Here is a 26,918-nt window from a genome sequence, read left to right on the forward strand (position 1 = left end):
CATCCCCGCGCAAAGGCTTCGCCTTTGTCGCTGGAGGTGCGAGCAGAGCGAGCCTCGAAGGATGAACGGCCCGGCTGGTGGCCGTCGATCCTTCGAGACGCCGCTTCGCGGCTCCTCAGGATGACGGAACACAAGTTCGCATTCTCGCGACACATCTGTCCGAGCTTTGCTTGTCGTTTCGCCCTCTCCTTGAAGAGGGCGCAGGGAAAGCCGGGTGCCGATCGCACCCATGGGCCCCGTGCAATGGGTAGAAAGCACGGGGGTAGGACCACAGGTGTAACCGGAAACAACCCGGCTTTCCCTGCGCGATGGGTTACGGCTTATACGTGCTCTCCCCGGCGAGACTTGGCTTGTTTGTCACCGTCTTCGCAACGCGCATTTGCGCAATCGGAAGAGACACCTACCGCTAGGGCGTCAGGCCTGCACGATTTCGCTGTCCGCTTCATGCGCATTCGTCGACTGCACAATCGGCGTCCACCGCATCTCGACCCGCGTTCGTGACGACCGCGAAGCGCCCCTCGTGTCGGGCGAGACGGGTGCGCTTATACACTGAGTTGCTCTTCGGATAAAGCGAAATATTTTCGTCGCGGGGGCTTGCGCCGTCGGGCAACTCAGATGTAAGGGCGCCCCTCTCTCCTTCGTCATTCCGGGGCTCGCGAAGCGAGAGCCCGGAATCCATTTCACCACACGTGATGCGGCCAGATGGATTCCGGGCTCGCGCTTCGCGCGCCCTCAGATGCGCAATTGCGCATCGGGGAATGACGAGGGAAATAGTGGCTACACCACCGGCTTCACGCCCGGCAGGGCCTGGACGATGTCGCGGAACGCCGTGCCGCGGATTTCGAAATTGCGGTACTGGTCGAACGACGCGCAGGCCGGCGACAGCAGCACGACGGCTTCCGCGAGTCCCGACGCCTCGGCATCGCGCGCGGCGCTGGCGATCGCGACGTCGAGCGTGCCGGACATATCATGCGGGACGCGATCGCCGAGCGTGCCGGAGAATTCCGCCGCCGCCTCACCGATCAGATAGGCCTTGCGGATGCGCGGGAAATATTCCGTCAGGCTGGTGATGCCGCCGGCCTTCGGCTTGCCGCCGGCGATCCAGTAGATGTCGGCGAACGACGACAGCGCATGCGCGGCGGCATCCGCATTGGTGCCCTTGGAGTCGTTGACGAACAGCACGTTGCCGCGGCGGCCGACCTGCTCCATGCGGTGCGCGAGGCCCGGAAAGCTGCGCAAGCCATTCTGCAACACGTCGGTGGCGATGCCCATCGCCAGCGCGCAGGCCGCGGCGCAGGCTGCGTTCTGCGCGTTGTGCAGGCCGCGCAGCGAGCCGATGCCGCCGAGGCGCGCGACCTCGCTGCGCGCCGCGCCAGACGCGCGCACAATGGTCTCGTGCTCGACGTAGAGGCCGTCCGGCAGCGGGTTCTTCACCGAGATGCGCACCACGCGCTTGCCGGCGCGATCGAGCCGGTCGGCGATGTTGCGGCACCAGATGTCATCGACGCCTGTGATCGCGGTGCCGCCTTGTTGGACGCCGGCGACCAGCCGCTCCTTCACCGCCGCATAATGCTCCAGCGTGCCGTGGCGATCGATGTGATCCTCGCTGATGTTGATCAGGATGCCGACCGAGGGATCGAGCGACGGCGCAAGGTCGATCTGGTAGGACGACATCTCGATGACATGGACGCGGCCCATCCGCGGCGGCTCCAGCGACAGGATCGCGGTGCCGATATTGCCGCCCATCTGGGTGTCGTACCCCGCGACCTTCATGAGATGCGCGATCAGCGCCGTGGTGGTCGACTTGCCGTTGGTGCCGGTGATGGCGACGAACGGCGCGTTCGGCGCATGACGGCGCCGCTCGCGGCAGAACAGTTCGACGTCGCCGATCACCTCGACACCGGCCTCGCGCGCCTTCAGCACGCTCCAGTGCGGCGCCGGATGGGTCAGCGGCGCGCCGGGGGTCAGGATCAGCGCGGCGAAATTCGCCCACGACAGGTTACGCAGATCCGCGGTGGTGAAGCCGGCCTGCGCCGCCCTGGCGACGTTGTCGGCATTGTCGTCGGCCGCGATCACCTCCGCGCCCCCAGCCTTCAGCGCGTGGCAGCTCGCAAGCCCGGAGCCGCCGAGCCCGAACACCGCGACCGTCTTGCCGGAGAAGGAGGTGACCGGGATCATGGTGGCGCTCAGCGCAGCTTGAGGGTGGATAGGCCGGCGAGCGCGAGCATCACCGAGATGATCCAGAACCGGATCACGATCTGCGGCTCGGTCCAGCCCTTCTGCTCGAAATGATGGTGCAGCGGCGCCATCCGGAACACGCGCTTGCCGGTCAGCTTGAACGAGGTGACCTGGACGATGACGGAAACCGCCTCCAGCACGAACAGGCCGCCGATCACGGCGAGCACGATCTCGTGCTTCACCGCAACCGCGGTTGCGCCCAGCATGCCGCCGAGCGCGAGCGAGCCGGTGTCGCCCATGAAGATCGAAGCCGGCGGCGCGTTGAACCAGAGGAAGCCGAGGCCTGCGCCGAGCACCGCGCCGCACAGCACCGCCAGTTCGCCGGTGCCGGCGACGTAGTTGATCTGCAGATAGTCCGAGAACACCGCGTTGCCGGTGAGATAGGAGATCATGCCGAAGCTCGCGGCGGCGATCATGACCGGCACGATCGCAAGCCCGTCGAGGCCGTCGGTGAGATTCACCGCATTGCCGGCGCCGACCATCACGAAGGCGCCGAAGATCACGAAGAACCAGCCGAAATTGATCACCAGGTCCTTGAAGAACGGAATCACGAGCGAGGTCGAGGAGACGTCGCGGCCGAGTCGAACCAGCGCGTAGCAGGCGGCCAGCCCGATCACCGCCTCGATCAAGAGCCGCAGCTTGCCGGCGAAGCCGGAGTGCGACTGCTTTGTCACCTTCAAATAATCGTCATAGAAGCCGACGAAACCGAAGCCGAGCGTCACCGCCAGCACGATCCAGACATAGGGATTGAGCGGATTGGCCCAGAGCAGCGTCGACACCACGAGCCCGGACAGGATCATCAGCCCGCCCATGGTGGGCGTGCCCTTCTTGGAGATCAGATGCGACTGCGGACCGTCGGTGCGGATCGGCTGACCCTTACCCTGCCGCAGCCGCAAATGATCGATGATCCAGGGCCCGAACAGGAACACGAACAGTGCGCCGGTCACCATCGCACCGCCGGTGCGGAAGGTGATGTAGCGGAACACGTTCAGTGCGCTGCGGAATGCCCCAAACCCCGGAACGGTGTTGGACAGTTCGATCAACCAGTAGAACATTCAAGGAGTCCTATACCGCTTCTTCGTGCGCGGCCTTGTCGGGGAAGCGTTTTTCCAGCGCGCTGACAATGAGCTTCATCTTCGATCCGAGCGAGCCCTTCACCATGATCACGTCACCGGCACGGACCGCGGCGACCGCCTGCGCTTCGAGCGCCGCCGAGCTCTCGGCATAGCCTCCCCGCTTGCCGGTGGAAAGGGCATCCCACAGATTCCGCATCAGCGGACCACAACAATATACGAGATCGATGCGGTTGGCGGTCACGGCCTCATTAAGGCCGCGGTGCAATTCGGGCCCGGTCGGCCCGAGCTCGAGCATGTCGCCGAGCACGGCGATGCGGCGGCCGTGCGGCCCGGTCTTGGCCTGGCCGAGCACGTTGAGGGCTGCGCCCATCGAGGCCGGGTTGGCGTTGTAGCTCTCGTCGATCAGCGTCGCTTCGCCATGGCCGACCTCGAGCGTGCGGCGGAGACCGCGGCCGGTCGGCGCCTCGAGTTGCGACAGCGACAGCGCCGCGCGCGCGACATCGGCGCCGAGCAGCGCGGCCCCGGCGAGCACCGCGAGCGAGTTCATCGCCATGTGGCGGCCGGGCATCCCGATCTTGTAGGTGATGTCGTGGTCGAGAATATCGGCATGCACCGCCGAGCAGGTCGCGTGCAGCGAGAGGTCGAGCAGCCGCGCCTCGGCGCGCTTGTCGGTGCCGAACGAGACGATCCGCGCGATGCCGGCGTTCTCGGCCTGCTGCTGCAACCGCGCGAACTGGCCGTTGTCGCGGTTGAGCACGACGGCGCCATTGGGCTCGACGCCGGAGAAGATCTCCGCCTTGGCGTCGGCGATCGCCTCGATGCCGGCGAAGAACTCCAGATGCACCGGCTCGACCGTGGTGATCACGGCGACATGCGGCCGCACCAGCTTGACCAGCGGCGTGATCTCGCCGGCATGGTTCATGCCGATCTCGAACACCGCAAAGCGCGCACTCGCCGGACAGCGCGCCAGCGACAGCGGCACGCCCCAATGATTGTTGAAGGAGGCGACCGAGGCATGGGTCTCGCCCTGCGCCGACAGCACGCGGCGCAGCGCCTCCTTGGTCGAGGTCTTGCCGACCGAACCGGTCACCGCGATGATCTGCGCGTTGAGCCGCGCGCGCGAGGCATGGGCGAGCTCGACGAGACCGGCGAGCACGTCGTCGACCACCAAGAGCGGCGCATCAGCGGGAAATTTTTCGCGCTGCGCGGCCTCGACCACGGCGAGCCCGGCGCCGGCCTTCAGCGCCGCCTCGACGAAGGCATGGCCGTCATGGACGTCGCCCTTGATCGCGAAATACGCATCGCCCTTTGCAATGGTGCGGCTGTCGATCGAGAGGCCGGTGACGCCCTCCGGCAGCGCGCCCTGCGTCGCCGCACGCATCGCCGCCGCCATCGCATCCGAGGTCCACAACATCGTGCTCATGTTCTCTCCGCTGCGAGCGCGGCGGCAACCGCCTCATGATCGCTGAACGGCAGCGTCGTGTTGCCGACGATCTGCCCGACCTCGTGGCCCTTGCCGGCGACCACCAGCGCATCGCCCGGCTCGAGGCCGGCAATGCCGGCGCGGATCGCCGCAGCGCGATCGCCGATCTCGCGCGCGCCCTTTGCGGCCGCCATGATCGCGGCGCGGATCGCCTCGGGCTTCTCGCTGCGCGGGTTGTCGTCGGTGACGATGATGTGATCGGCGTTCTCGGCGGCGATCGCGCCCATGATCGGACGCTTGCCGGCGTCGCGGTCGCCACCGGCGCCGAAGATCACGACCAGCTTGCGGCGAGCGTAAGGCCGCAGCGCCTGCAGCGCCTTGGCGAGTGCATCGGGCTTGTGGGCGTAATCGACGAAGATCGGCGCGCCATTGTGCTCGCCGACGAATTCGAGCCGGCCCTTTGCGCCCTCGAGATGTTCGAGGCTGCCGAACACGTCTTCCGCCGCGCTGCCGGTGCCGATCGCAAGACCGGCGGCGACCAGCGCGTTCTCGATCTGGAATTCGCCGACCAGCGGCAGCCGGATCGCGTAGGTGCGGCCGCGATGCGCGATCGCGAGCTTCTGCGCAAAACCCTCGATCGCGGCCTCGGTGAGCTTGATGCCATCCGTGGCATCGGCGTTGCGGCCGACCGCGATGATGCGCAAGCCGCGCCCGCGCGCCGCGCCGATCACCTCCGGCGAGCAATCATGATCGGCCGAGATCACAGCCGCGCCGCCATCGACGACGAGGTCGCGGAACAGCCGGAGTTTTGCGTTCAGGTAGTGCGCGACATCGGGATGATAATCCATGTGGTCGCGCGACAGATTGGTGAAGCCGCCGGCGGCGATCCGCACGCCGTCGAGGCGATACTGGTCGAGGCCGTGCGAGGAGGCCTCGAACGCCAGATGCGTGACGCCGTCGCCGGCGATCTCGTCGAGCTGGCGATGCAGCGCGATCGGATCCGGCGTGGTCAGCGAGCCGTAGACGGTGCGCTTGTCGGAGACGAGACCGATGGTGCCGATGCTCGCGGAGGAATGACCGAGCCGCTGCCAGATCTGGCGCGTGAACGCGGCGACCGAGGTCTTGCCGCTGGTGCCGGTCACCGCCGCGATCGTCGCGGGCTGGCGCGGATAGAATGTCGCGGCGGCGAGCGCCAGCGCGCGGCGCGGATTGGGCGTCGTCACAAACGGCACGCGGAGCGCCGCCTGCGGCGGATGCTCGCCGGCAATAACGACCGCGCCGGCGGCGATCGCCGCATCGACGAAGCGCGCGCCGTCGGTCTTGCTGCCGGCCAGCGCGAAGAACAGGTCGCCCGGCTTCACCGCGCGGCTATCGACCGCAAGCCCGCCGACGACAACGGCATCGGCACTTCGATCGCCCTTTGGATCGATCCTGGCATCGGCGCTGAAGAGGTCGCGAAGTCTCATGATCTTCCAGTCTGGCCGGCGCCGTTCTGGCGCCGCTATCTGAGCATGATCGATCCGGAACACCGCTTCGCAATTTGCGCTAACGCAGCCGTTCCGGTCCGGATCATGCTGTCACACTACGCCTTACTGGGTTGCTCTCGATGCCGCAAGAATAAGGCGGTCGGACGGCGGCAGGTCGAATCGCGGTTCGACGCCCAAAAGCGGCGCAATTCGGGCGATCACGTTGCCGCCGGTCGGCACCGCATTCCAGCCCGAGGTAATGAAACCATAGGTCTCCTTCAGGGGCTGCGGCTCGTCGAGCATGATCAGGAGCTGGTATTTCGGATTGTCGGCGGGCAGGATCGCGGTGAAGGCGTTGAGCACGCGCTTCTTGGCGTAGCGGCCGTTGATGACCTTCTCGGCGGTGCCGGTCTTGCCGCCGATATAGTAGCCCTTGACGTCGGCCTTCTTGGCGGTGCCGACCTCGGCATTGAGCCGCATCAGATAGCGCATCTTGTCCGAGGTCTCCGGCTTGATGACGCGCTTGGCCAGCGCCATCGCCTCCTGCTCGGTGCGCTTCAGGAAGGTCGGCGGGATCAGATAGCCGCCATTGACCAGCGCGTCGATGCCCATCACCGCCTGCAGCGGCGCCACCGCGATGCCGTGGCCGAACGAGATGGTGACGGTGTTCAATTCGCCCCACTTCTTCGGCACGATCGGCGAGGCGCTCTCCGGCAGTTCGGTGCGCAGCCGCTCGAGCTGTCCCATCTTGCGCAGGAACGCCTTGTGCGCGTCGACGCCCATCGCGAGCGCAATGCGGCCGGCGCCGATGTTGGAGGAATAGTAGAACACCTCCTTCATGTTGATCATGCGGCCCATGTTGTGATCGTCATGGATCGCGAACTTGCCGTAGTGCAGCGGGCCGCGCGCATCCCACATCGAGTTGAGGTCGAACCGGCCGCTATCCAGCGCCATCGCCAGCGTGAACGCCTTGAAGGTCGAGCCCATCTCGTAGACGCCCGTGGTCAGGCGGTTGATGCGGTCGGGATCGTGCGCTTCCTTCGGATTGTTCGGATCGAAATCCGGCAGCGACACCATCGCCACGATCTCGCCGGTGCGCACGTTGGAGACGAGGCCGGAGGCCGCCTTGGCCTTGAACTTCTCCTTGGCCTTGATCAGTTCGTCGCGCAGCGCGTGCTCGACGCGCAGATCGACGGACAGCTCCACCGGCTTCTGCAGCCGGTCGGTGGCGAAGCCGGCGCGATGCAGATCGGCCAGACCGTTGTTGTCCAGCCACTTCTCCATGCCGGCGATGCCCTGGTTGTCGATGTTGACCAGGCCGATCAGGTGGGCGACCTCGTTGCCGGTCGGATAGACGCGCTTGTTCTCGCGCAGGAAGCCGACGCCGGGAAGGCCGAGGCGATGGATGTCGAGCTGCTGCTTCGGCGTGATCTCGCGCTTCAGCCAGACGAAACCCTTGCGCGACGACAGGCGGTCGCGCACCTCGCCGGTGTCGAGATCGGGCAGCGCCCCGGTCAGAAGCTCGATCGCCTCGTCCTTGTCGATCAGACGGCGCGGCTCGGCGAACAGGCTCGGCGCCTTGACGTCGGTCGCGAGAATGGCGCCGTTGCGGTCGGTGATGTCGGGCCGCGCCGTTGCGATCGCGTCCTGCGAGGCGGCGCGCCGCGCGCTATGGCTGTCGGCGCCGACGGCGAACAGCACGAGACGTCCGGCCAGCACGCAATAGACCGCCGCAAAGGCGATGATCGCAAGGCCGACGCGCGCGCGCGCTTTCGCGGCACGGTCGACATTGCTGCCGTACAGCAGCGTGCGGATCAGCCGCTGGCTCCAGGGCTCGGCGGATTTCGCGGCCGATTTGCTGGCGGGGGCCGGATCGGTCATGGCTGGTCCCGTCATTGCTGGTCTCCCCCGCCCTGCTCGGTGTCCTCGGTGGGGGCGGGCTGGTCGGTCGCCGGCTTGTCGATCGATCCGGTGGTGCTATCGGGCGCGGCGGCGGCCTCGATGGTGTCGATCATGGCGCCGATCGGATCGCGCGAACCGGGCCGCGTGAAGCTCGGCGGCCGTTCCGGCAGGTTCTTCAGGGAATCATACTGGTTGGCGTTGATCGGCTTCAGCGGCAGATGGCGCTCGGCAAGCCCCTGCAGCCTGAGCGGCGCATCGAGCTTGGCCCATTCGGCGCGCAAGGTGGCGATCGCATTGCGCTGCTCGCGGATCTCCGCATTGAGCTGCAGCACGCGTTCGACGCGCGCAGTCGATTCCATCTTGATGCGGTAGACATACGACGCCGCGAAGATCAGCATGCCGATGACGAGGAGATGGAGAAGGCGCATCGTCAGCCTCCCCGCTTCAGGTCGGCGAGACGCGGCCAGGACGGCAGTTCGTCGTCCGCATGCGGCGGCGCCGCGGTGCGCTCGGCCGCGCGCAGTTTTGCGGAACGCGCGCGGGGATTCGCCGCGATCTCCGCATCCGATGGCACAACCGGGCGCTTGGTGAGGATCTGAAAGCTCGGCGCGGCCTGCGCGATCTCGGGCAGATGCCGCGAGCCGGCCGCGGCCTTGCCGCGCTCGGCGAGGAAGTTCTTGACGATGCGGTCTTCCAGCGAATGGAACGAGACCACCGCGAGCCGGCCGCCCGGCTTCAGCACGCGCTCGGCGGCCGCGAGCGCCAGATAGAGCTCATCGAGCTCCTCATTGACGAAGATGCGCAGCGCCTGAAAGGTCCGCGTCGCCGGATGGATCTCGTTCGGCTTGGCGCGCACGACCTTCGCGACGATGTCGGCGAGCGCGCCGGTCGTCGTGATCGGCGCCTCCTTGCGCGCGGCGACGATGGCGCGCGCAACGCTGCGCGAATGGCGCTCCTCGCCGAAGATATAGATGATGTCGGCGAGCTGCTTCTCGGAGGCGGTGGCGACGACGTCGGCCGCGGTCACCCCGCTCTGGGCCATCCGCATGTCCAGCGGGCCGCCGAGACGAAACGAAAAGCCGCGCTCGGCCTGGTCGAGCTGCATCGAGGAGACGCCGACATCCATCACGGCGCCGTCGACCTTGTCGACGCCCTGCGACGCGCAGACCTCGGCGAGGTCTGAGAAGCGGTCCTCGACCAGCGTCAGGCGGCCGCCGGCGCCGTCGACCAGATCGAAGCCGCCGGTGATCGCGGTGCGGTCGCGGTCGATGCCGATGACGCGCGTGTCGGCGACGTCGAGGATCATGCGGCTGTAGCCGCCGGCGCCGAAGGTCGCGTCGACATAGATGCCGCCGGCGCGCGGCGCGAGATAAGCGACCGCCTCGCGGCCCAGCACCGAAATGTGACGCGGCGCACGCTCGCTCATGCGCGGTCCCCGGGCAGGGCCGCGTAACTGGCATGCAAGCTGGCTGCGCGCCGACTCATTGCGTCTCGAATCCTCGCGCCTGGAGCCGCCAACTCCCGTCCTCGGCCGCAAGTCCTGATATCCGACCGGAATTGGGAGGGTTTCCATGGGATTTCGCGCAACAGCGAGGCTCAGCGTCCGTGGGCCGTCCCCCGAAACCGGTTCGGCACTTCACCTCTCAGTAACGGCACTTAACGTTAAGAAAACGTTGATGAAGGGTTAGCGGAATCGCGCGACTTTGACCCGCATTCGAGTGATAGCCTCCGCCTTCACTTCGGGCATCATCGCAGCCCGTGGAACCGGCGGGGGCGATTGCGCGACCCGCACGGTAAAGGAATAGTAAACGCCTATTTGTTTATCCATATGTCAAAATGCGTTCTCCTGGTTCGGGTTTGAGTGATTCGTATGGCTTCTGGTTCGTCTTCATCCGGCAACGCTGATTCGAAGCGTCAGCGCGTCCTTCCCGTTCCGAAGGGCGTGGCCGACGTGAAGACGTTCACGCCGGATTCCTCCGTTGCGTCCGATGTGATCCCGTCGGTGAATTTCGGCGATCGCGCGAACGGCCGGCAGCCCGACATGATCGTGCTGCACTACACCGGGATGCCCGACGTCGAGGGCGCGATCGCGCAGCTCTGCACCGCCGGCACCGAAGTCTCGGCGCACTACATCGTGCTCGAGGACGGCCGCATCGTGCAATGCGTGCCGGAGAGCAAGCGCGCCTGGCACGCCGGCGTCTCGGCCTGGGCCGGCGAAGACGACATCAACTCCTGCTCGATCGGCGTCGAGATCGTCAATCGCGGTCACGATTGGGGCTATCCGGATTTTCCGCTGCGCCAGATCGCGGCCGTGATCGCGCTGTGCCGCGGCATCATGCTTCGCCGCAAGGTGGTCCCGCATCGCGTGCTCGGCCATTCCGACGTCGCACCGGGCCGCAAGAAGGATCCCGGCGAGAAATTCCCCTGGCACTCGCTGGCCAATTCCGGCGTCGGGCATTGGGTGCAACCGGCGCCGATCGTGCGCGGCGACGCGCTGCAGCTCGGCGCGATCAGCGATGCCGTCTCCAACATGCAGGCCGCGTTCCGCCGCTACGGCTACAACATCCCGACCAACGGCAAGTTCGACGGCCCGACCATGGAGGTCGTCACCGCGTTCCAGCGTCACTTCCGCCCCGAGCGCGTCGACGGGATCGCCGACCGTTCCACCATGGCAACGTTGTACGCGCTGCTCGAGAGCCTGCCGCCGGATGCGGCGAGGTAGGCTCTCTTCCGTCATTGCGAGCCAACGGGTCGCGCGAACGCGCGCCCGATGACAGGCTCCGCGAAGCAATCCATCCCGCCACTTGCGCGGACAGATGGATTGCTTCGTCGCTTCGCTCCTCGCAATGACGATGAGATCAGGTTGCCCCTGTTCCCCTTTTTCCCGCCGATCGCGCATGCACTGATGGAACCTTTCGCGACGCGCTGTCTTCTTATTTTTGGGGCGGTCCGAGTGGAGATTCGTCCATGTTCAAAGCACTGATCGCGGGAGCTGTCGCCGTTGGCCTGATCGCCGCTCCGGCAGCCGCTATGACGACACAAGGCAAGTCCACGTCGACCATGCACAAGACCCACAAGATCCATCATGCGCAGAAGAAGATGGCACCCGGCACCACGACCGGCATGTCGAGTGGAACGACGACCGGGCAAGCGTCCGGCGGCGCCAAGGCAAAGACCGGGTACTGAGCACGTTCAAGGCCGCGCAGCACGCTGACGATCTCTGATCCGAGCTGCGTGCCCTCACGACCTCGCGCGGGCTGAGGTGATCTCACCCCAGCTCCGCGATCCTGCGGGCATAGAGCCGCCGCAACGGCTCGAGCTGGGTCGCGGCGGTGGCCGCGAGATACGCCTGCCGCGCGTCGTCCTTGCGGCCAAGGCGGCGCAGCAGATCGGCGCGCACCGCGGGCAGCTGGTCGTATCCCTTCAACGTGCCGCGCGCGGCCAGCGCGTCGATCAGATCGAGCGCGCGCGCCGGGCCGTCGACCATCGACACCGCGGCCGCGTGGTTCAGCTCGATCACCGGCGACGGGCTGATGCGCAGCAGCACCTCGTAGAGCCCGGCGATCTGCGGCCAGTCGGTATCCTTGTAGCTCGGCGCCCGCGCATGTAGCGCGGCGATCGCGGCCTGCACCGCGTAGGATTGCGGCCGGCCCGGCATGCGCAGCGCCTCCTCGACCAGCTGCACGCCTTCGGCGATCTGTCTGACATCCCACAGCGAACGGTCCTGCTCCTCGAGCAGCACGATGTCGCCATCAGCGGTCTGGCGGCCGGCGCGGCGCGCATCATGCAGCAGCATCAGCGCCAGCAGGCCCTTGATCTCGCCGCGCGCCGGGATCAGCGCATCGAGCAGCCGCGCCAGCCGGATCGCCTCGCGCGCGAGATCCGGCCGCATCAGATCGTCGCCCGCGGTCGCGGCATAGCCTTCGGTGAAGACGAGGTAGATCACCGCGAGCACGCCCGACAGCCGCGGCTCCAGCGCTTCGCACTCCGGCACCTGATAGGGAATGCCGGCGAGCCTGATCTTCTGCTTGGCGCGCAGCAGCCGCTGCGCCATGGCGTCCTCGCTGACCAGGAATGCGCGCGCGACCTCGACGGTCGTCAGGCCGCACACCGTGCGCAAGGTCAGCGCGACCTGCACCTCGGGCGCAAAGGACGGATGACAGCAGGTGAAGATCAGCCTCAGCATGTCGTCGTCGAGCGTCGCATCCGCCGGCTCGGGCGAGGCCTCCGCATCCAGCAGCAGTTGATGCGTCAGCTCCTGCTGCTTGCCGCGGAAGCTGACGGCGCGGCGGACCCGGTCGATCGCCTTGTTGCGGCCGACATTGACCAGCCAGGCCCGCGGATTGGACGGGAATTCGCCGATCGGCCAGCGCTGCAGCGCCACCGCGAAGGCATCCTGCAGCGCATCTTCGGCCAGATCGAAATCGCCGACGAGACGGATCAGCGTCGCGAGCGCCCGGCCCGCCTCGTCGCGAAACACCTTTTCGATCTGGCTCGGGGTCATGCCGAAGCTTTCGGAGAAACCGTCGTTCCGGGGCGCGCGCCGTCGCGCGAGCGAGCCCGGAACCTCGAGATTCCGGGTTCGTCCTTCGGACGCCCCGGAATGACAGCAATAAGGTTACTTGTCGTAGATCATGACCGGCCGGACTTCGATCGAGCCGGTCTTGGCGCCGGGAATCCGGGCTGCCAGGGCCGAGCGCGGTGTCGAGATCCTTGGCCTCGACCAGATAATAGCCGCCGAGCTGCTCGCGGGTTTCGGCGAACGGGCCGTCGGTTGTCAGCGTCTTGCCGTCGCGGACCCGCACGGTGGTCGCGGTCGACACCGGCTGCAGCCCGTCGCCGGCCTTGAAGTGGCCGCTCTGGATGATCGACTGGGTGTAGGCCCCGTACTCCGCCGTCACCGCCTTGCGCTCCTCGGCGCTCATACGGCCATATTCCGCGTCGCTCCGGTAGATCAGCAGCAAATATTGCATCTCATCTCTCCTCTTGATCGGCTGGATCGCCGACACCCAGTCGAACGGGCGACAGGCCAAACGACATCTTCAGGATAATTTATTTCGGCCGTTTTGGCCGGTGTTATCCGCTTGACGGATCGGGCGGAAACGCCCATGCCGTTGGTGTCAGTCGGCCGGACGGCCGCTCCCGCAAGCGCCGAAAGGCCGCGGGGGAGGAAAGTCCGGGCTCCATCGACATGCGGTGCCGGATAACATCCGGCGGGGGTGACCCCAGGGAAAGTGCCACAGAGAACGAACCGCTCCCTCTCCGGAGGAAGTAAGGGTGAAAAGGTGCGGTAAGAGCGCACCGCGTTTCCGGCAACGGAAACGGCATGGCAAACCACACCGGGAGCAAAACCGAATAGGGACGGCAACGCGGTTAGTTCGCGCACGCGCGATAACACCGCAGGGCGATGTCAGGCCCGCTGTCCGGGTAGGTTGCCCGAGGCAAGGTGCAAGCCTTGTCCCAGAGGAATGGCCGTCGCGTACCATTCGCGAGAATGGTGCCCTACAGAACCCGGCTTACAGGCCGGCTGATACTTTGGAGTCTGAGGGGCTCGGCGCAACACGCCGGGCCCCTCGCCATATCGGACACCACGATCGCGTCCCGTTTGCTAGAATGCCCCTCGCGGAGGATCGCAGATGGACCTTCAGAAGATCATGGCGAAGGCACGAGATATCGCCAAGAGCAGCGGCACGATCACGACCGAGCAACTCAACGGAATGTGCCCCAACAACATGGAGCCCGAAGATATCGCGGCGCTCTTTGCGGCTCTGCGGACTGAGGGGATTCGCCTCAAGGACGACGACGGAGAAAAGTGAGTGCGCCGGCGCGGCTCGGACGCTACGCTGCAATTTCCTGCATCAACGCCATCAGCGCCTCCGGCGCGGTGACGTTCGGCGAGTGGCTGGCGTCGATCTCGAGATAGCGCCAGCCGGCTTCGTTCTTGGTGCGCTTGGCGAACTGCCCGAACGTATCCGCCGGCGTGATGCGGGTGGCGTAGATGTAGCTGCGCGGCAGGGTAGTCTCGCCGTGCTTCAGTTTCAGTTTCTGTTCGAAGCATTTGATCGGCATGTCGACGCGCCGTGCGGTCAACCATTCGACGTCGGCGGGAGATGTATCGGGCGGGATCGGCATCGGCGGGATACGCCAGCCGTCGTTGTTGCGTGCGGCCTCGCGCATGTTCGGGATCGCCACCTCGTTGAGATCGAACAGCGACTGGCCGTCGCGCGGCACGAAGGCGTCGATATAGATCATCTGCGCGATGCGCTCGCGAACGCGATCGGCGACGCCGGTTGCGACCATGCCGCCATAGGAATGGCCGACCAGCACGATGTCGCGCAGATCTTCATATGAGATGACGTTGAGCATGTCCTGGATATGCGCGTCGAGGTCGAGCCCCTGATGCGCGAGATGCGTGCGCTCGCCGAGCCCGGTGTAGCTCGGCGTGATCAGCCGGTGCCCGGCGGCTTGCATCAAGGGATGCATCTTCTTCCACGCCCAGCCCGCCGACCAGGCGCCGTGACAGACCAGAAAGGTTTTGGGCGAATGCGCAGTCATGGTGATGCTTCCATTTCGATTATCGTTGATGAGCCGCGATTTTGAAGTGTACCCACGGCTGCCGTCGTGTAAACGTCGCGGCAAAACACGTCCGTCATTCCGGGATGGTCCGAAGGACCAGACCTCAGATGCGCAAGGGCGCATCGGGGAATCTCGAGATTCCGGGTTCGATGCTGCGCATCGCCCCGGAATGACGATGAAGGGAGAATGCAACTGACCCCGGCAAGCTACGCGGTCCTGTTCTTCGGCGCGCTTGCCGGCGGCTTCGTCTCCGGCCTTGCCGGCTTCGGCACCGCGCTGATGGCGCTCGGCATCTGGCTCTATGTGCTGCCGCCGACGCTCGCAGTGCCGCTGGTGCTGGTCTGCTCGGTCATCGCGCAGGTCTCGACGCTGCCGTCGATCTGGAAGAGCATCGATTTCCGCCTGGTCTGGCCGTTCGTGATCTGCGGCCTCGCCGGCGTGCCGATCGGCATTTGGCTGATCGCCCGCGCCGACCCCGAGGTCTTCAAGCTGACGATCGGCGTCTTCCTGCTGGTGTTTCCGACCCTGCTGTTCCTGCAACGCAAGCCGATGTCGATTTCGTTCGGCGGCAAATGGGCCGACGGCGCGATCGGATTTGCCGGCGGCATCCTCGGCGGCCTCGCCGGACTGTCCGGTCCGCTGCCGATCCTGTGGGCGAGCGTGCGCGGCTGGGGCAAGCAGCAGCGCCGCGGCGTGTTTCAGATCTTCAACTTCACCATCCTGGCGGCCGCATTGCTGGTCCAGATCGCAAGCGGCCTGGTGACGACAGAGCTGATCTGGCTGACTGCGTGCGCCTTTCCGGGAACGTTGCTCGGCGCCTGGCTCGGCTCACGGCTCTATCACGCGCTCAGCGACCGCAATTTCTCCGATGTCGTGCTGGTGCTGCTGTTCCTGTCCGGCGTCGCGCTGGTGTGGAACGGACTGGTGCCGAAATGATGAACCGCCGTCGCCAATTGGCTGAGCCGGTCATCCGACCAGCTCAAGACCAGCGCGTTCCGGCGCGACGTCGCGCGCCGGCGGCGCGAGACGCTTGCTGAGTTCGCGACGCAGCAGCCACACGCTCAGACCGGCCTGCAACGACGTCGATACGATCGACAGGTACCACACATACTCGATCCGGAAGCCGGGCCGCGTCAAGAGCCAGATCACCGGCACCGCATAGGTGACGAGCCGCACAACCGAGCTCAGCAGCACCGGCCTGGTGTTGCCGAGGCCCTGGAACATGCTGTTGCAGGTGAAGACCAACCCCTGCGCGACGAGGTTCATGGAGACGAAGTGCAGGAACTGGGCGGCGACCGCCATGGTCTCGCGATCGTTCGAGAAGCCGTCGAGCAACAACCCGGGTTTCCAATGCGCGAGAACGGTGAAGACGATCATCACGATGGTGCCGATCGACACCGCCTTGATGAAGGTCTCCCGCACACGCGCGCCGTTGCCGGCGCCGAAATTCTGGCCGGCGATCGGCCCGGCGGCGAGCGCGACCGCCAATGCCGGCATCTGGATCAGGCCGAGCACGCGCGTCCCGATGCCGAACCCGGCCTGGGCTGCCGGCCCGAAATCGCGCAGCACGTAATAGATCACGCCCATCCAGGCAAAGATCAGCGCGAACTCGCCGCCGGCCGGCAGGCCGACATTGAGGATCCGCGTCCATTGCCGCAATTGCGGACGCCATTGCGCGGGATCGAACCCGACATAACGCTCCAGCTTGCGGAAATACACGAACAGCATCAGCACGCCGATCAGAACGGCGATCGAGCTCGCCAGGCCTGCCCCGGCAACCCCGAACGCGTGGCCGGTGCCCCAGCCGGCGATCAGCACCGGTGCCAGTGCGATGTTGATGATGACCGCGACCGCCTGCACCAGCATGCTGGGCCGCACGATGCCGGTCGCCCGCAGCGCGGACGCCATCACCTGAATGAGGAATTGCAGCGCCAGGGCCGGCATGAACCACAACAAATAGGTGGTGCCCGCGTCAATGGTGGCCTGGTCGGCCGCGACCGAGCGCATGTAAGGGCGGGACAGCACGACGCCTGCAACAAGCGTCAACAGGGCGCACAGCACCGACAGTACCATCGACTGGTTGAACACGAGGTTGGCGTCGGCGCGATCCGTGCGTCCCACCGCGTGCGCGATCAGCGCGACGGTGCCGACGCCCAGCACCTGCATCAGCGCGTTGACCAGGAAACCGGCGTTGCCGGCCGCAGCCACGCCGGCGACGGCGGCCTCACCGAGACCGGCGACAAAATACAGGTCGACCAGCTGGCAGATCATGATCGTGATCATGCCGACCACGATCGGGGGAGCCATGGTCAATATGTGACTCACGATGGAGCCGCGCGTAAGATCCTTCATCTCAATTCCATTCTCGAAATCGATTGTCGTATCCATTCCGGCGCGTGGCCGGCGGGACATCGCCCGCCGGCCGCGCGCTCTCGCTTACTCCGCCGCCGCTTGACCGAACTCGGTCGCCTGACGCTCGAACAGGCCGCGGTAGATGCCGCCCGGGCGAGCGGCCAGCACCTCATGCGTGCCCTGCTCGACGATCTCGCCGCGATCGAACACCAGGATGCGATCCATGCTGCGCACGGTCGACAGCCGGTGCGCGATCACGATCGAGGTGCGGCCCTTCATCAGCCGTTCCATCGCCTGCTGGATCAGCGCCTCGGATTCCGAATCGAGGCTCGAGGTCGCCTCGTCCAGGATCAGGATCGGCGCATCGGCCAGGAAGGCGCGCGCCAGCGCCACGCGCTGCCGCTCGCCGCCCGACAGCTTGACGCCGCGCTCGCCCACCAGCGTGCCGTACCCCTTCGGCAGCCGCATGATGAAGTCATGCGCATTGGCAAGCCGCGCCGCCTGCTCGATCGCCTCCCCGCTGGCGCCGGGCCGGCCATAGGCGATGTTCTCCGCCAGCGTGCGGTGAAACAGGATCGGCTCCTGCTGCACGATCGCGATCTGGCTGCGCAGCGATTGCTGCGTCGCCTGGGCGATGTCCTGACCGTCGATCAGGATTTTGCCACCGGTGACGTCGTAGAGCCGCTGCACCAGCTTGACGAACGTCGTCTTGCCGGAGCCGGAGCGCCCGACCAGACCGACGCGCTCGCCAGCATCGATGTCGACCGACAACCCGTCATAGAGCGGCCGGCGATGGCCGCCATAGTGGAAGGTGACGTCGTCGAACACGATGCGGCCACCCTGAATGTCGATCGGTTTGGCGTCGACCGCGTCGACAATGCCGAGCGGCTCGCCATGGATCTGCACCAGTTCCTCCATGTCGTTCACCGAACGCTGCAGGTTGTTGATGTGCATGCCGACATCCCGCAAGTACGCGTGGATGATGTAGTAGCTGGTCAGCACATAGGTGACGTCGCCCGGCGTGGCGCGGTCGGCCGCCCACAGCAGGATCGCGCCGCCGATCACCGAGGCACGGAAGCACAGCAGCACCACGAGCTGCGCCGTCGAGGTGTGGTTGTAGCGCAGCCAGGTCCGCCGCACCCGCCGGCGCCAGCGGCTGATGACGCCGTCGAGCCTGACGTCCTCGCGCGTCTCGGCGCCGAACGACTTCACCACCGCGTTGCAGGTCAAGGCATCGGCCAGCGTGCCGCCGACCTTGGTGTCCCACGCATTGGAGACGCGCGCGGCCGGCGCGACATAGCGCACCTGGAACACCATGGTCATCGCGACATAGATCACCGAGCCGACCGCGATCACCGCGCCGAGCTGCGGCCAGTGCACGCCGAGCAGGATCATCGAGCCGAGCAGCACCACGACCGACGGCAACAGCGCCATCAGGATGGTATCGTTCAGCAAATCGAGCGCCCACATGCCGCGCGTGATCTTGCGCACGGTGGAGCCGGCGAACGAATTGGCGTGCCAGTCGGTCGAGAAGCGCTGCACGCTCATGAAGGCCTGCTGCCCGACATCGGACATCGTCTTCAGCGTGAACGGCACGATGGTCTGGATGCCGACGAGCCGCAGCAGCAGCGACAGCGCACCGAGCCCGACGATGGCGCCGAACGCCAGCATCGCCGCATGGCGCGCGGCGGCATCCGCCGAACCCGCGGTCAGGGCATCGACCAGATGGCCGGAGAACACTGGCATGAACAGATCGGCCGCGGTCGCGCCGAGGAATCCGGCGGTCACGGCGGTGGCGCGCAGCGGCTGCTCCAGCCAATGGCGGAACACGAATGGCAAGACGATCCGGATCGCGGCCGGCCGCTTGGTCTCGAGAGAGCTCATGACACATTCCGGCCACGCGAACATCGCGCCGGCCGGCTCCATCTGGGGCGACGTGCGGGCGGACTCCGGCCGCGGGTGTCGCGTGAAATTGTCGATAACGTATTGGGAAGTTTGGGTGATCGGGGATCAGGCCCGATCAGCGCTGGGACCTAGTGCGCGAGCGCGTCCAGCAGCATCGAACGCGGGCGCACGGTCTGCGAAACAAACGACATCATGTGCATCTCCCCGGTTCGTGAAACGATGCGCCGCTTATAAATGCATCACGCGCGATTGGCAAGATGACATAAGCGTGAGTGCGTCAATGTGTCGATCAGGCAACGCTGCTCACGCCACCGGGCGCACAGCGCGCAAGGCGAAGCCCTCAATGCGCGTCGCCGCCGGCTGCGGTCATCGAGGGCGGCTTGTTGACGAACAGCACCAGGAGGCTGAGCGCGACGTAGAACAGCGACAGCATGAAGAAGGCATCGCCGTAGCTCATCACCTGGGCCTGGCGGTGCACGAGCTGCGAGAGCTGCTTCATCGCCATCAGGGTGGAGTCGCCCATGCCCTGCAGGCGCTGGGCGAAGTTGTTGAGGGTCTCGACCGCCGTCGCGTTGCCCCAGGTCACGCGGTCCTGCAATCGCGAGATGTGCAGGTCGGTGCGATCGTTGAGTACCTCGTTGATCACGGCGAGCCCGACCGCGCCGCCGAGGTTGCGCATCAGGTTGAACAGGCCGGAGGCGTTCTTGACGCGATCCTGCGGCAGCGTGGCGAGCGCGATATTGTTGGTCGGCACCATCGCGCACATCATGCCGATGCCGCGCAGTACCTGCGGCAGCAGCAGTTCGTAGAAATCGTACTCGCGGGTGATCCAGGTCATCTGCCAGGAGCCGAGCGCGAAGGTGACGAGACCGAAGGCGATGATGTAGCGCAGATCGACCTTCTGCATCAGCCGGCCCACCACCGGCGCCATGAAGAACATCGTGATGCCGGAGATGAACATGGTCTCGCCGATCATCAGCGCGCTGTAGCCGCGGATCTCGGCGAGATAGCGCGGATAGACGTAGGTCAGGCCGTAGAGACCGATGCCGATGCAGAACTGCAGCACGCAACCGACCGCGAAATTGCGGTTGGAAAAGGCGTAGAGATCGACGATCGGCTCCTCTGCGGTCAAGACCCGCCAGAAGAAGGCGATCGCCGACACGAAACAGATCGCGGCGCAGACCGCCACCGAGGTGTCCTGCAGCCATTCATATTGCGGGCCTTCTTCGAGCACATATTCGAGCGAGCCGAGGAAGCCGCCCATGAAGATCAGGCCCCACCAGTCGAAGCGCTCGAGCAGCGCGAAGTTCGGCTGGTCGAAATCGACCAGGATCAGCACGCCGGTCGTGATGATGACACCGGGCACGATGTTGATGAAGAACAGCCAGTGCCACGACATCAGATCGGTGATGTAGCCGCCGACCGTGGGCCCGACGGTCGGTGCCAGCGTCGCCACCAGGCCGATGATCGGCGCCACGATGTAGAACTTGGAGCGCGGGAAGATGGTGTAGGCCGAGGCGAACACGGTCGGGATCATGCCGGCGCCGAGAAAGCCCTGCAGCGCGCGCCACAGGATCATCTGCTCGATCGAGGAGGCGAAGCCGCACAGCAGGCTGGACGCCGTGAAGCCGAACGCCGAGATCGCAAACAGCAGCCTGGTGCCGAGCGCACGCGACAGGAATCCCGACAAGGGAATCGCGATCACCTCGGCGATCAGATAGGCGGTCTGCACCCACGACACTTCGGTCGACGACGCCGACAGGCCGGCCTGAATCTCGGTGAGCGAGGCCGAGACGATCTGGATGTCCAAGATCGACATGAACATGCCGAACACCATGATGATGAACGCAACCACCCGCCTGGGCTGGAGCCGCTCGGACTCGGAGGCGCCGGTCATCATCGAGGGCGAAGCAGTGGTCGTATCAGCCATGGGCTCATCAGGCTCCGAGCTTCGGACTGCGTCCGAGGCCGCAAGGCATCACTGCGGATGGATCATCATCGGCGAGTCGAGATCGGTGTCGGCGTCGGCATCGGCCGCACCCTCGCGGGTATCGACCGTGGTGTAGACCGACATGCCGGCGCGCAGCAGGCCTTGCCTGGCGACGCTGGCGGGCACGCGGATGCGGACCGGCAGGCGCTGCACGATCTTGGTGAAGTTGCCGGTGGCATTGTCGGGCGGCAGCAGCGTGAACACCGAGCCCGCCGCCGGCGAGATGCTGTCGACGATGCCGGTGAACTTGCGGAAGCCGTAGGCGTCGACCTTGATCGTCACCCGCTGGCCGGTGCGGATCCGCTTGAGCTGCGTCTCCTTGTAGTTGGCGTCGATGAAGACGCCGTCGAGCGGCACCACATTGCCGAGCCGCTGGCCGACATTGATGTAGTCGCCGGTGTTGACCAGGCGGTTGGAGAAGGTGCCGTCGACCGGTGCGCGCACCTTGGTGAAATCGAGATCGCGCTCGGCCTTGGCGAGCTGGGTCTGCAACTCGGCGAGCTGGGCGCGGGCCTCGGCTTGCTGCGCCTTGGTCACCTCGACATTGTCTTTGGCGGCATCGTAGGCCGCCTGCGCGGACCGCACGCTGGCGGCGCCCTGGTCGCGGCCGGCTTCGGACACTTCAAAGGTGGCGCGCGAGGCAAAACCCTTGGTGCTCAGCGCCTGCTGGCGATCGTAATCGAGATCGGCGCGCTTCAGGCCGGCCTGAGCAGAGACCAGCTGGGCCTGCGCCTGTTCGACGGCGCTGACGGCGGCGCCGACCTGGCGGCCGATGCGCTCGATGGTCGCCTGCTGGGTCGCGATCCGGGTCCGCGCGGCATCGACCGCAATCTGATAGTCGCCGTCATCGATCCGGAAGATCACGTCGCCGGCCCGCACCAGCGCGTTGTCGCCGGGCAGGATCGCCGCGATGTGGCCCGCGACGCGCGCGCCGAGCATGGTGTTGTTGGCGCGGACATAGGCGTCGTCGGTCGAGATGTAGAAGCGCCCGACCATCAGGTAGTAGGCGGCATAGCTTGCGGCGGCGAGCGCGAGCAGGCCGACCACGCCCATCATCACGAATCTGCGCTTGCCGGATTTCGGCGCCGCGGCGGCGGGCGCAGCCTTCGGCTGTTCTGGCGCAGCAGCGGGCGGCGCCTCGGCGGGACGCTTGACCTCGTCACCGCGGCCCTGCTCGCCGAGATCGGCGGATGCGTCGCGCGCCTTCGCGTCCTCGGCCATCTCCGGCTCGGAACGAACAATGCGTGCAGCCTGATCCCGTGCTGCGGCCATAGCCGAGGCTCCCCACCAAAAAACGCGATGCCCGCGATGGCGGAATAAGGGCCGTGCGGCGCATCGTCACCCCTAGGGATACCATTGACCGAACGGTTCGGTCAATCTACATTCCCATCGGATAGATTATAAGGCTTCGATTCTTCCCTTTCCCGTCCTGGGTTGAGTTCTTTCCCGAGAAGCTAAATCAATGGTTGCAGCGCCCCGCCCTTCCCTCCAGCCCATCGGCGAGGAGGAATCCTCCAAACGCCGCCAGATCCTGGACGGCGCCCGTAAGGTGTTCCTGGAGCTCGGCTTTGACGGCGCCAGCATGGGCGAGATCGCCCGCGCCGCATCCGTCTCCAAGGGCACGCTCTACGTGTATTTCCCCGACAAGGCCGGGCTGTTCGCGGCGATCGTCGAGGAGGAGAAGCTCGAACAGGGCAAGGTCGCCTTCAACTTCGATCCGGCCCGCGACGTCGACACCACCCTCCCCGAATTCGGCCGCGCCTATGTCGCGCTGCTGTGCCGCCCCGGCGGCGGCTCGGCGATCCGCACCGTGATGGCGATCGCCGAGCGGATGCCCGAGCTCGGCAGCCGGTTCTACACCCATGTGATCGCCCACACCGTCGACCGCTTCGCCGCCTATCTCGAGGCGCGCGCCGCGCTCGGCGAACTCGTGATGGACGACACGCAACTCGCCGCCTGGCAATTCATGCAGATGTGTCAGGCGACGTTGTTCCAGGCTTTCATCTTCCAGGCCAATCCGTCGCCCTCGCCGGAGCGGATCGCGACCGTGGTCGACAGCGCGACGCGGGTGTTCTTCGCGGCGTACCGGCCGAAGGCCGGGTGAGATCGACGCTTTTTTCGCGGACCAGCGTACTCTTCGTCCCGTCATGCTGAGGTGCTCGCGTAGCGAGCCTCGAAGCATGCGCGGCCCGGCTGGTGGCCGTCGCGCTTCGAGACGGCCGCTGTGCGGCCTCCTCAGCATGACGGACTGAGAATTTAAAGCGAGCAGCCTCCCCCACGCGCCGTCGTCCAGGATGATGCTGAATACATTCACACTCTCAGCATGACGGTGACGGACGTCGGCTCCTTAGACCGCCACGGGGGATTGTTCTCCGGCCGTCGATGTGCACGATCAATAACTCCGGCACGACGAGACCATCGACCATGAGCGACCTCACTATCCGGCATATGCGCCCCGACGAGATCGCGCTCGCCGTCGACTGGGCCGCGGCGGAGGGATGGAATCCCGGTCTCGCCGATGCGCCCTGCTTCGCTGCCGAAGACCCGCAGGGCTTCTTGATCGGCGAGCTCGACGGCAAGCCGGCGGCGGTGATCTCCTGCGTCAACTACGGCGCGCGGTTTTCCTTTCTTGGCTTTTACATCGTGCGGCCGGATCTGCGCGGCCGCGGCCATGGCCTGAAGATCTGGAACGCGGCCGTCGCGCATGCGCGCCCGCGCGTGATCGGGCTCGACGGCGTGGTGGCGCAGCAGGCGAACTACCGGAAGTCGGGCTTCACGCTCGCCTACGCCAATGTGCGCTACGGCGGCAGCGTCGCCGCACCGCCCGCGCCGAGCGCGAACATCGTCGCGCTGACCGATCTGCCCATGGCGCTGATCGAGGCCGACGACGCCACGGTGTTTCCGGCACCGCGCCCGGCCTTCCTGCGCGCCTGGATCAATACGCCGGGACATATTGGACGCGCGCTGATGCGCGACGGCGCTCTCGCCGGCTGGGGCGTGATCCGCCCGTGCCGCAGCGGCTGCAAGATCGGTCCGCTGGTCGCCGACGACCGCGCCGGCGCCGAGGCCATTGTCTCTGCATTGCTGGCGAGCACCGGCGGCAGCGAGGTCTTCCTCGATGTCCCCGCGGTCAATCGCGACGCCGTTGCGCTGGCGCAAGGTCTCGGGCTGTCACCGGTGTTCGAGACCGCACGGATGTACACCGGCGCGATCCCACCGTTACGGATCGGTCGCGTGTTCGGCGTCACCACGTTCGAGCTCGGCTAGCGCCGCCGTTCTGATCGAACCGCAGCGCCGCCAACCCGCCATCTCTAATTCGCCGCGGCGTTGACCTGCGGCGCGGCGAAATTGTCCTGCTCCAGCTCCTCGGGCAGTCCGGCGAAGCGGCGCAGCGCCTTCGCCATCTTCACCCGGCCGGCGACGCCGGTGATGATGACGTCGACCATCACGAACGACGAGTGGAAGTGGCCGTTGCCCTTGAGCTGCTCGACCTTGACGCCGGCTTTGGCGAGCGCGTCGCCATAGGCATCCCCCTCGTCGCGCAGCGGATCGAACTCCGCGGTGGCGATGAATGCCGGCGGCAGGCCTTCGAGCTTGCCGCGCAGCGGCGCGACACGCGGATCGGTGCGGTCGGCCGGCGAGCAGTACAGGTCCCAGAACCAGAACATCAGGCCGCGGGTCAGGAAATAGCCGGCCGCGTTGTCGATGTAGGACTGCCGGTCGAAGGAGGAGTCGGTGACCGGGCAGATCAGCAGCTGGCCCGCGATCTCCGGCCCGCCGCGATCGCGCGCCAGCTGGCAGGTGACGGCCGCGATGTTGCCGCCGGCACTCCAGCCCGCGACCAGCACGGGCCCTGCCCTGCCGCCGAGTTCGGCGGTGTGGGCCGCGATCCAGCGCGTCGCCGCATAGCCGTCCTCCGCCGCGGCCGGGAAGCGATGCTCCGGCGCGTGGCGATAGCCGACGCTGACGATGATCATGCCGGTGCGCCGGCACAGATCGCGGCAGAACGGATCGTCCGACAGCTCGTCGCCGAGCACCCAGCCGCCGCCGTGGAAATACACCACGATCGGATGCGGCCCCGGCGTCGCCGGCCGGTACAGTTTGTAGGGCAGCGGACCGTCCGCGCCTTGCAGCATGCCGGTGCCGACCTCGCCGACCGGCCGGCCGAACGGACGGCCCTTGTTGAACTCGGCGAGGAAGTCGCGCGCGCCCTGCGCGCCCATCGTCTCGATCGGCGGCAGGTTCATCTCCGCCAGCATGCCGAGCACCAGCCGCACATCCGGCTGCAGCCGCACCACCTCGCCATCATTGCATTGCTCGGCAACGCCGGGACCCGTGAGCCTGAAGCCGAGCATGCCGCGCCCGACCACCTCGTTGCAGATGCTGCGATACGGACCGACGCCGCCGGTGTAAGGCATCACGCCCTGCGGCTTGCCGGGCACGTTGGCGCCCGTGTACCAGGTGTTGGCGAGCCGGTGCAGCGTCAGCATCGCGCAGTCGGCCATGTGGCGTTCCCAGCCGGCCTGCGCGGTTTCGGTCGCCTCCATCGCGGTGAAGCCGGCGTCGCGCAGCGCCGCGATCCGCTCGACCACCCAGTCGACATGCTGCTCGATCGAAACCGCCATGTTCGACAGCACCGACGGGCTGCCGGGTCCGGTGATCATGAACAGATTGGGGAAGCCCGCGACGGTGACGCCGAGATAGGTCTGCGGTCCATGCGCCCAGACATCCGACAGCGACTTGCCGCCGCGGCCGGAGATCGGATGCACCGCCATGATCGCGCCGGTCATCGCATCGAAACCGGTGGCGAACACGATGACGTCGACATCGAAGCTGCGCTTGTCGGTCGAGATGCCGCCGGCGGTGATCGCCTTGATCGGCTCCTGCCGCAGATTGACCAGCGTGACGTTCGGACGGTTGTAGGTCGCGTAATAGTTGGTATCGAGGCAGGGACGCTTGGCGCCGAAGGGGTGATCGTGCGGCGCCAGCGCCGCGGCGATCTCCGGATCCTTGACCACGGCGCCGATCTTCTCGCGGATCAGATCGGCGACCAGTTTGTTGCCGTCGACATCGACCGCCTGGTCGGCCCAGAGCTGGGTCAGGATGTGGACGAGATCGCCCGCCGCCCATGCCCTCTCGAACCGCTCGCGGCGCTCGGCATCGCTCAATTGCCAGCTCACCACGGTCTGCTGCGGATAGGGCACGCCGGCCATCGACCAGCGCGCCTGCTCGCGATAGGCGGCGCGGTCGGTTTCGAAATAGGTCTTGCGATCCTCCGGCGCAGGGCCGTTGCCGGCAGGCAGGGCGAAGTTCGGCGTGCGCTGGAACACGGTGAGCTGCGCGGCCTGCTCGGCGATCAACGGGATCGACTGGATGCCCGACGATCCGGTGCCGATCACGGCGACGCGCTTGCCCTTGAGATCGACACCCTGGTGCGGCCAGCGGCCGGTGAAATAGATCTCGCCCTTGAAGTCCTTGACGCCGTCGATCTCCGGCGGCTTCGGCGACGACAGGCAGCCGGTCGCCATGATGTAGTAGCGGCACGAGACGTTGGCGCCGTTATTGGTCGAGATCAGCCAGCGTGACGTCGCATCATCCCAGGTCGCCTGCGTGACCTTGGTGCCGAAGCGGATATCGCGGCGCAGATCGTAGCGATCGGCGACGAAGCCGAGATAGCGCAGGATCTCCGGCTGGGTCGCGTATTTCTCCGACCAGGTCCAGGCCTGATCGAGCTCGGGATCGAAGGTGTAGCTGTAGTCGATGGTCTGGATGTCGCAGCGCGCCCCCGGATACCGGTTCCAGTACCAGGTGCCGCCGACGTCGCCGCCCTCTTCGAGGGCTACCGCCGAGAAGCCGGCCTTGCGCAACCGGTGCAGCAGATAGAGACCGGCGAAACCGGCACCGACCACCGCGACGTCGACCTGCTGCGTGGTTCCGCTCTGCGTTGAGTCCGAAGCGCGTGCTGCAACTGCTGCGTCTGGCATGCAATC

The 26,918-nt window shown here is 66.3% G+C and carries 20 protein-coding genes, 1 other RNA gene and 1 pseudogene; 7 read left to right on the forward strand and 15 right to left on the reverse strand.

Annotated features, from left to right (window positions below; all coding sequences use genetic code 11):
• Positions 1 to 777 precede the first annotated feature (777 nt).
• The 7 genes from murD to rsmH all read right to left on the reverse strand — a co-directional run bounded on the left by murD (position 778) and on the right by rsmH (position 9,531).
• On the reverse strand, positions 778 to 2,178 hold the full coding sequence (gene murD / locus ACVMB0_RS34770; protein ID WP_461349079.1) for a UDP-N-acetylmuramoyl-L-alanine--D-glutamate ligase: 1,401 nt from the start codon (positions 2,176 to 2,178) through the stop codon (positions 778 to 780).
• 8 nt (positions 2,179 to 2,186) lie between these two features.
• Entirely contained in the window at positions 2,187 to 3,293 is a 1,107-nt protein-coding gene (mraY, locus tag ACVMB0_RS34775; protein ID WP_456753355.1) for a phospho-N-acetylmuramoyl-pentapeptide-transferase, read from the reverse strand.
• A 10-nt stretch (positions 3,294 to 3,303) separates the two neighbouring features.
• Complete coding sequence (locus tag ACVMB0_RS34780) at positions 3,304 to 4,737, reverse strand: UDP-N-acetylmuramoylalanyl-D-glutamyl-2,6-diaminopimelate--D-alanyl-D-alanine ligase (RefSeq protein WP_461349080.1); 1,434 nt, start codon at positions 4,735 to 4,737, stop codon at positions 3,304 to 3,306.
• Positions 4,734 to 6,203 carry a UDP-N-acetylmuramoyl-L-alanyl-D-glutamate--2,6-diaminopimelate ligase gene (locus ACVMB0_RS34785; RefSeq protein ID WP_461349081.1) on the reverse strand — a complete coding sequence of 490 codons (1,470 nt, stop codon included), beginning with the start codon at positions 6,201 to 6,203 and terminating at the stop codon, positions 4,734 to 4,736. Before ACVMB0_RS34785 ends, ACVMB0_RS34780 begins: the two co-directional genes overlap by 4 nt.
• Before the next feature lie 123 nt (positions 6,204 to 6,326).
• Positions 6,327 to 8,084 (reverse strand): peptidoglycan D,D-transpeptidase FtsI family protein, encoded by a 1,758-nt coding sequence (locus ACVMB0_RS34790; protein WP_456756475.1) that lies wholly within the window; start codon positions 8,082 to 8,084, stop codon positions 6,327 to 6,329.
• An 11-nt stretch (positions 8,085 to 8,095) separates the two neighbouring features.
• A complete protein-coding gene (gene ftsL / locus ACVMB0_RS34795; protein WP_461349082.1) occupies positions 8,096 to 8,533 on the reverse strand; it encodes a cell division protein FtsL in 438 nt (145 codons plus the stop codon).
• A gap of 2 nt (positions 8,534 to 8,535) precedes the next feature.
• Positions 8,536 to 9,531, reverse strand: coding sequence for a 16S rRNA (cytosine(1402)-N(4))-methyltransferase RsmH (gene rsmH / locus ACVMB0_RS34800; RefSeq protein ID WP_461349083.1), 996 nt, complete (start codon positions 9,529 to 9,531; stop codon positions 8,536 to 8,538).
• Between the two features lie 444 nt (positions 9,532 to 9,975).
• On the opposite strand from rsmH, the gene ACVMB0_RS34805 reads away from it, so the two are divergent.
• The gene (locus tag ACVMB0_RS34805; RefSeq protein ID WP_461349084.1) at positions 9,976 to 10,827 is read left to right on the forward strand and encodes an N-acetylmuramoyl-L-alanine amidase; all 852 of its coding nucleotides are present in this window, start codon (positions 9,976 to 9,978) and stop codon (positions 10,825 to 10,827) included.
• Positions 10,828 to 11,072: 245 nt separating this feature from the next.
• Complete coding sequence (locus tag ACVMB0_RS34810; RefSeq protein ID WP_456753349.1) at positions 11,073 to 11,291, forward strand: hypothetical protein; 219 nt, start codon at positions 11,073 to 11,075, stop codon at positions 11,289 to 11,291.
• Positions 11,292 to 11,373: 82 nt separating this feature from the next.
• On the opposite strand, the gene ACVMB0_RS34815 is transcribed toward ACVMB0_RS34810, so the two are convergent.
• Together ACVMB0_RS34815 and ACVMB0_RS34820 are read right to left on the reverse strand one after the other, a co-directional pair.
• Complete coding sequence (locus ACVMB0_RS34815) at positions 11,374 to 12,609, reverse strand: RNA polymerase sigma factor (protein ID WP_461349085.1); 1,236 nt, start codon at positions 12,607 to 12,609, stop codon at positions 11,374 to 11,376.
• Positions 12,610 to 12,723: 114 nt separating this feature from the next.
• A pseudogene (locus ACVMB0_RS34820) lies at positions 12,724 to 13,078 on the reverse strand (YciI family protein).
• Between the two features lie 147 nt (positions 13,079 to 13,225).
• Here ACVMB0_RS34820 and rnpB point away from each other — a divergent pair.
• Both rnpB and ACVMB0_RS34830 read left to right on the forward strand, forming a co-directional pair.
• An RNA gene (gene rnpB, locus ACVMB0_RS34825) (RNase P RNA component class A) lies at positions 13,226 to 13,640 on the forward strand.
• Between the two features lie 101 nt (positions 13,641 to 13,741).
• Entirely contained in the window at positions 13,742 to 13,921 is a 180-nt protein-coding gene (locus ACVMB0_RS34830) for a hypothetical protein (RefSeq protein ID WP_456753346.1), read from the forward strand.
• Positions 13,922 to 13,943: 22 nt separating this feature from the next.
• Here the strand turns inward: ACVMB0_RS34830 and ACVMB0_RS34835 are convergent, their stop codons facing one another.
• On the reverse strand, positions 13,944 to 14,660 hold the full coding sequence (locus ACVMB0_RS34835) for an alpha/beta fold hydrolase (RefSeq protein WP_461349086.1): 717 nt from the start codon (positions 14,658 to 14,660) through the stop codon (positions 13,944 to 13,946).
• Positions 14,661 to 14,867: 207 nt separating this feature from the next.
• Between ACVMB0_RS34835 and ACVMB0_RS34840 the strand changes: the two genes are divergently transcribed.
• On the forward strand, positions 14,868 to 15,617 hold the full coding sequence (locus ACVMB0_RS34840) for a sulfite exporter TauE/SafE family protein (RefSeq protein ID WP_456753344.1): 750 nt from the start codon (positions 14,868 to 14,870) through the stop codon (positions 15,615 to 15,617).
• 30 nt (positions 15,618 to 15,647) lie between these two features.
• Here ACVMB0_RS34840 and ACVMB0_RS34845 read toward each other — a convergent pair whose 3' ends face one another.
• From ACVMB0_RS34845 to ACVMB0_RS34860, 4 genes are all read right to left on the reverse strand, one after another.
• A complete protein-coding gene (locus ACVMB0_RS34845; RefSeq protein ID WP_461349087.1) occupies positions 15,648 to 17,033 on the reverse strand; it encodes an MATE family efflux transporter in 1,386 nt (461 codons plus the stop codon).
• 84 nt (positions 17,034 to 17,117) lie between these two features.
• The gene (locus tag ACVMB0_RS34850) at positions 17,118 to 18,917 is read right to left on the reverse strand and encodes an ABC transporter ATP-binding protein (RefSeq protein ID WP_461349088.1); all 1,800 of its coding nucleotides are present in this window, start codon (positions 18,915 to 18,917) and stop codon (positions 17,118 to 17,120) included.
• Positions 18,918 to 19,278: 361 nt separating this feature from the next.
• Complete coding sequence (locus ACVMB0_RS34855) at positions 19,279 to 20,868, reverse strand: DHA2 family efflux MFS transporter permease subunit (protein WP_461349089.1); 1,590 nt, start codon at positions 20,866 to 20,868, stop codon at positions 19,279 to 19,281.
• Positions 20,869 to 20,916: 48 nt separating this feature from the next.
• Positions 20,917 to 22,200, reverse strand: coding sequence for an HlyD family secretion protein (locus ACVMB0_RS34860; RefSeq protein ID WP_461349090.1), 1,284 nt, complete (start codon positions 22,198 to 22,200; stop codon positions 20,917 to 20,919).
• A gap of 190 nt (positions 22,201 to 22,390) precedes the next feature.
• Here ACVMB0_RS34860 and ACVMB0_RS34865 point away from each other — a divergent pair, with 190 nt between their 5' ends.
• The gene (locus ACVMB0_RS34865; protein WP_461349091.1) at positions 22,391 to 23,032 is read left to right on the forward strand and encodes a TetR/AcrR family transcriptional regulator; all 642 of its coding nucleotides are present in this window, start codon (positions 22,391 to 22,393) and stop codon (positions 23,030 to 23,032) included.
• A gap of 320 nt (positions 23,033 to 23,352) precedes the next feature.
• On the forward strand, positions 23,353 to 24,195 hold the full coding sequence (locus ACVMB0_RS34870; RefSeq protein ID WP_461349092.1) for a GNAT family N-acetyltransferase: 843 nt from the start codon (positions 23,353 to 23,355) through the stop codon (positions 24,193 to 24,195).
• A gap of 44 nt (positions 24,196 to 24,239) precedes the next feature.
• Here the strand turns inward: ACVMB0_RS34870 and ACVMB0_RS34875 are convergent, their stop codons facing one another.
• A complete protein-coding gene (locus ACVMB0_RS34875; protein WP_461349093.1) occupies positions 24,240 to 26,912 on the reverse strand; it encodes a flavin-containing monooxygenase in 2,673 nt (890 codons plus the stop codon).
• Positions 26,913 to 26,918: the final 6 nt, after the last annotated feature.

This window comes from Bradyrhizobium sp. USDA 4451 (assembly GCF_054822585.1).

What these genes read in the sequence shown, in the direction of transcription:
- murD (WP_461349079.1), bottom strand. Translation starts at nt 2,178, where the DNA reads ATGATCCCGGTCACCTCCTTCTCCGGCAAGACGGTCGCGGTGTTCGGG.
- mraY (WP_456753355.1), bottom strand. Translation starts at nt 3,293, where the DNA reads ATGTTCTACTGGTTGATCGAACTGTCCAACACCGTTCCGGGGTTTGGG.
- ACVMB0_RS34780 (WP_461349080.1), bottom strand. Translation starts at nt 4,737, where the DNA reads ATGAGCACGATGTTGTGGACCTCGGATGCGATGGCGGCGGCGATGCGT.
- ACVMB0_RS34785 (WP_461349081.1), bottom strand. Translation starts at nt 6,203, where the DNA reads ATGAGACTTCGCGACCTCTTCAGCGCCGATGCCAGGATCGATCCAAAG.
- ACVMB0_RS34790 (WP_456756475.1), bottom strand. Translation starts at nt 8,084, where the DNA reads ATGACCGATCCGGCCCCCGCCAGCAAATCGGCCGCGAAATCCGCCGAG.
- ftsL (WP_461349082.1), bottom strand. Translation starts at nt 8,533, where the DNA reads ATGCGCCTTCTCCATCTCCTCGTCATCGGCATGCTGATCTTCGCGGCG.
- rsmH (WP_461349083.1), bottom strand. Translation starts at nt 9,531, where the DNA reads ATGAGCGAGCGTGCGCCGCGTCACATTTCGGTGCTGGGCCGCGAGGCG.
- ACVMB0_RS34805 (WP_461349084.1), top strand. Translation starts at nt 9,976, where the DNA reads ATGGCTTCTGGTTCGTCTTCATCCGGCAACGCTGATTCGAAGCGTCAG.
- ACVMB0_RS34810 (WP_456753349.1), top strand. Translation starts at nt 11,073, where the DNA reads ATGTTCAAAGCACTGATCGCGGGAGCTGTCGCCGTTGGCCTGATCGCC.
- ACVMB0_RS34815 (WP_461349085.1), bottom strand. Translation starts at nt 12,609, where the DNA reads ATGACCCCGAGCCAGATCGAAAAGGTGTTTCGCGACGAGGCGGGCCGG.
- ACVMB0_RS34830 (WP_456753346.1), top strand. Translation starts at nt 13,742, where the DNA reads ATGGACCTTCAGAAGATCATGGCGAAGGCACGAGATATCGCCAAGAGC.
- ACVMB0_RS34835 (WP_461349086.1), bottom strand. Translation starts at nt 14,660, where the DNA reads ATGACTGCGCATTCGCCCAAAACCTTTCTGGTCTGTCACGGCGCCTGG.
- ACVMB0_RS34840 (WP_456753344.1), top strand. Translation starts at nt 14,868, where the DNA reads ATGCAACTGACCCCGGCAAGCTACGCGGTCCTGTTCTTCGGCGCGCTT.
- ACVMB0_RS34845 (WP_461349087.1), bottom strand. Translation starts at nt 17,033, where the DNA reads ATGAAGGATCTTACGCGCGGCTCCATCGTGAGTCACATATTGACCATG.
- ACVMB0_RS34850 (WP_461349088.1), bottom strand. Translation starts at nt 18,917, where the DNA reads ATGAGCTCTCTCGAGACCAAGCGGCCGGCCGCGATCCGGATCGTCTTG.
- ACVMB0_RS34855 (WP_461349089.1), bottom strand. Translation starts at nt 20,868, where the DNA reads ATGGCTGATACGACCACTGCTTCGCCCTCGATGATGACCGGCGCCTCC.
- ACVMB0_RS34860 (WP_461349090.1), bottom strand. Translation starts at nt 22,200, where the DNA reads ATGGCCGCAGCACGGGATCAGGCTGCACGCATTGTTCGTTCCGAGCCG.
- ACVMB0_RS34865 (WP_461349091.1), top strand. Translation starts at nt 22,391, where the DNA reads ATGGTTGCAGCGCCCCGCCCTTCCCTCCAGCCCATCGGCGAGGAGGAA.
- ACVMB0_RS34870 (WP_461349092.1), top strand. Translation starts at nt 23,353, where the DNA reads ATGAGCGACCTCACTATCCGGCATATGCGCCCCGACGAGATCGCGCTC.
- ACVMB0_RS34875 (WP_461349093.1), bottom strand. Translation starts at nt 26,912, where the DNA reads ATGCCAGACGCAGCAGTTGCAGCACGCGCTTCGGACTCAACGCAGAGC.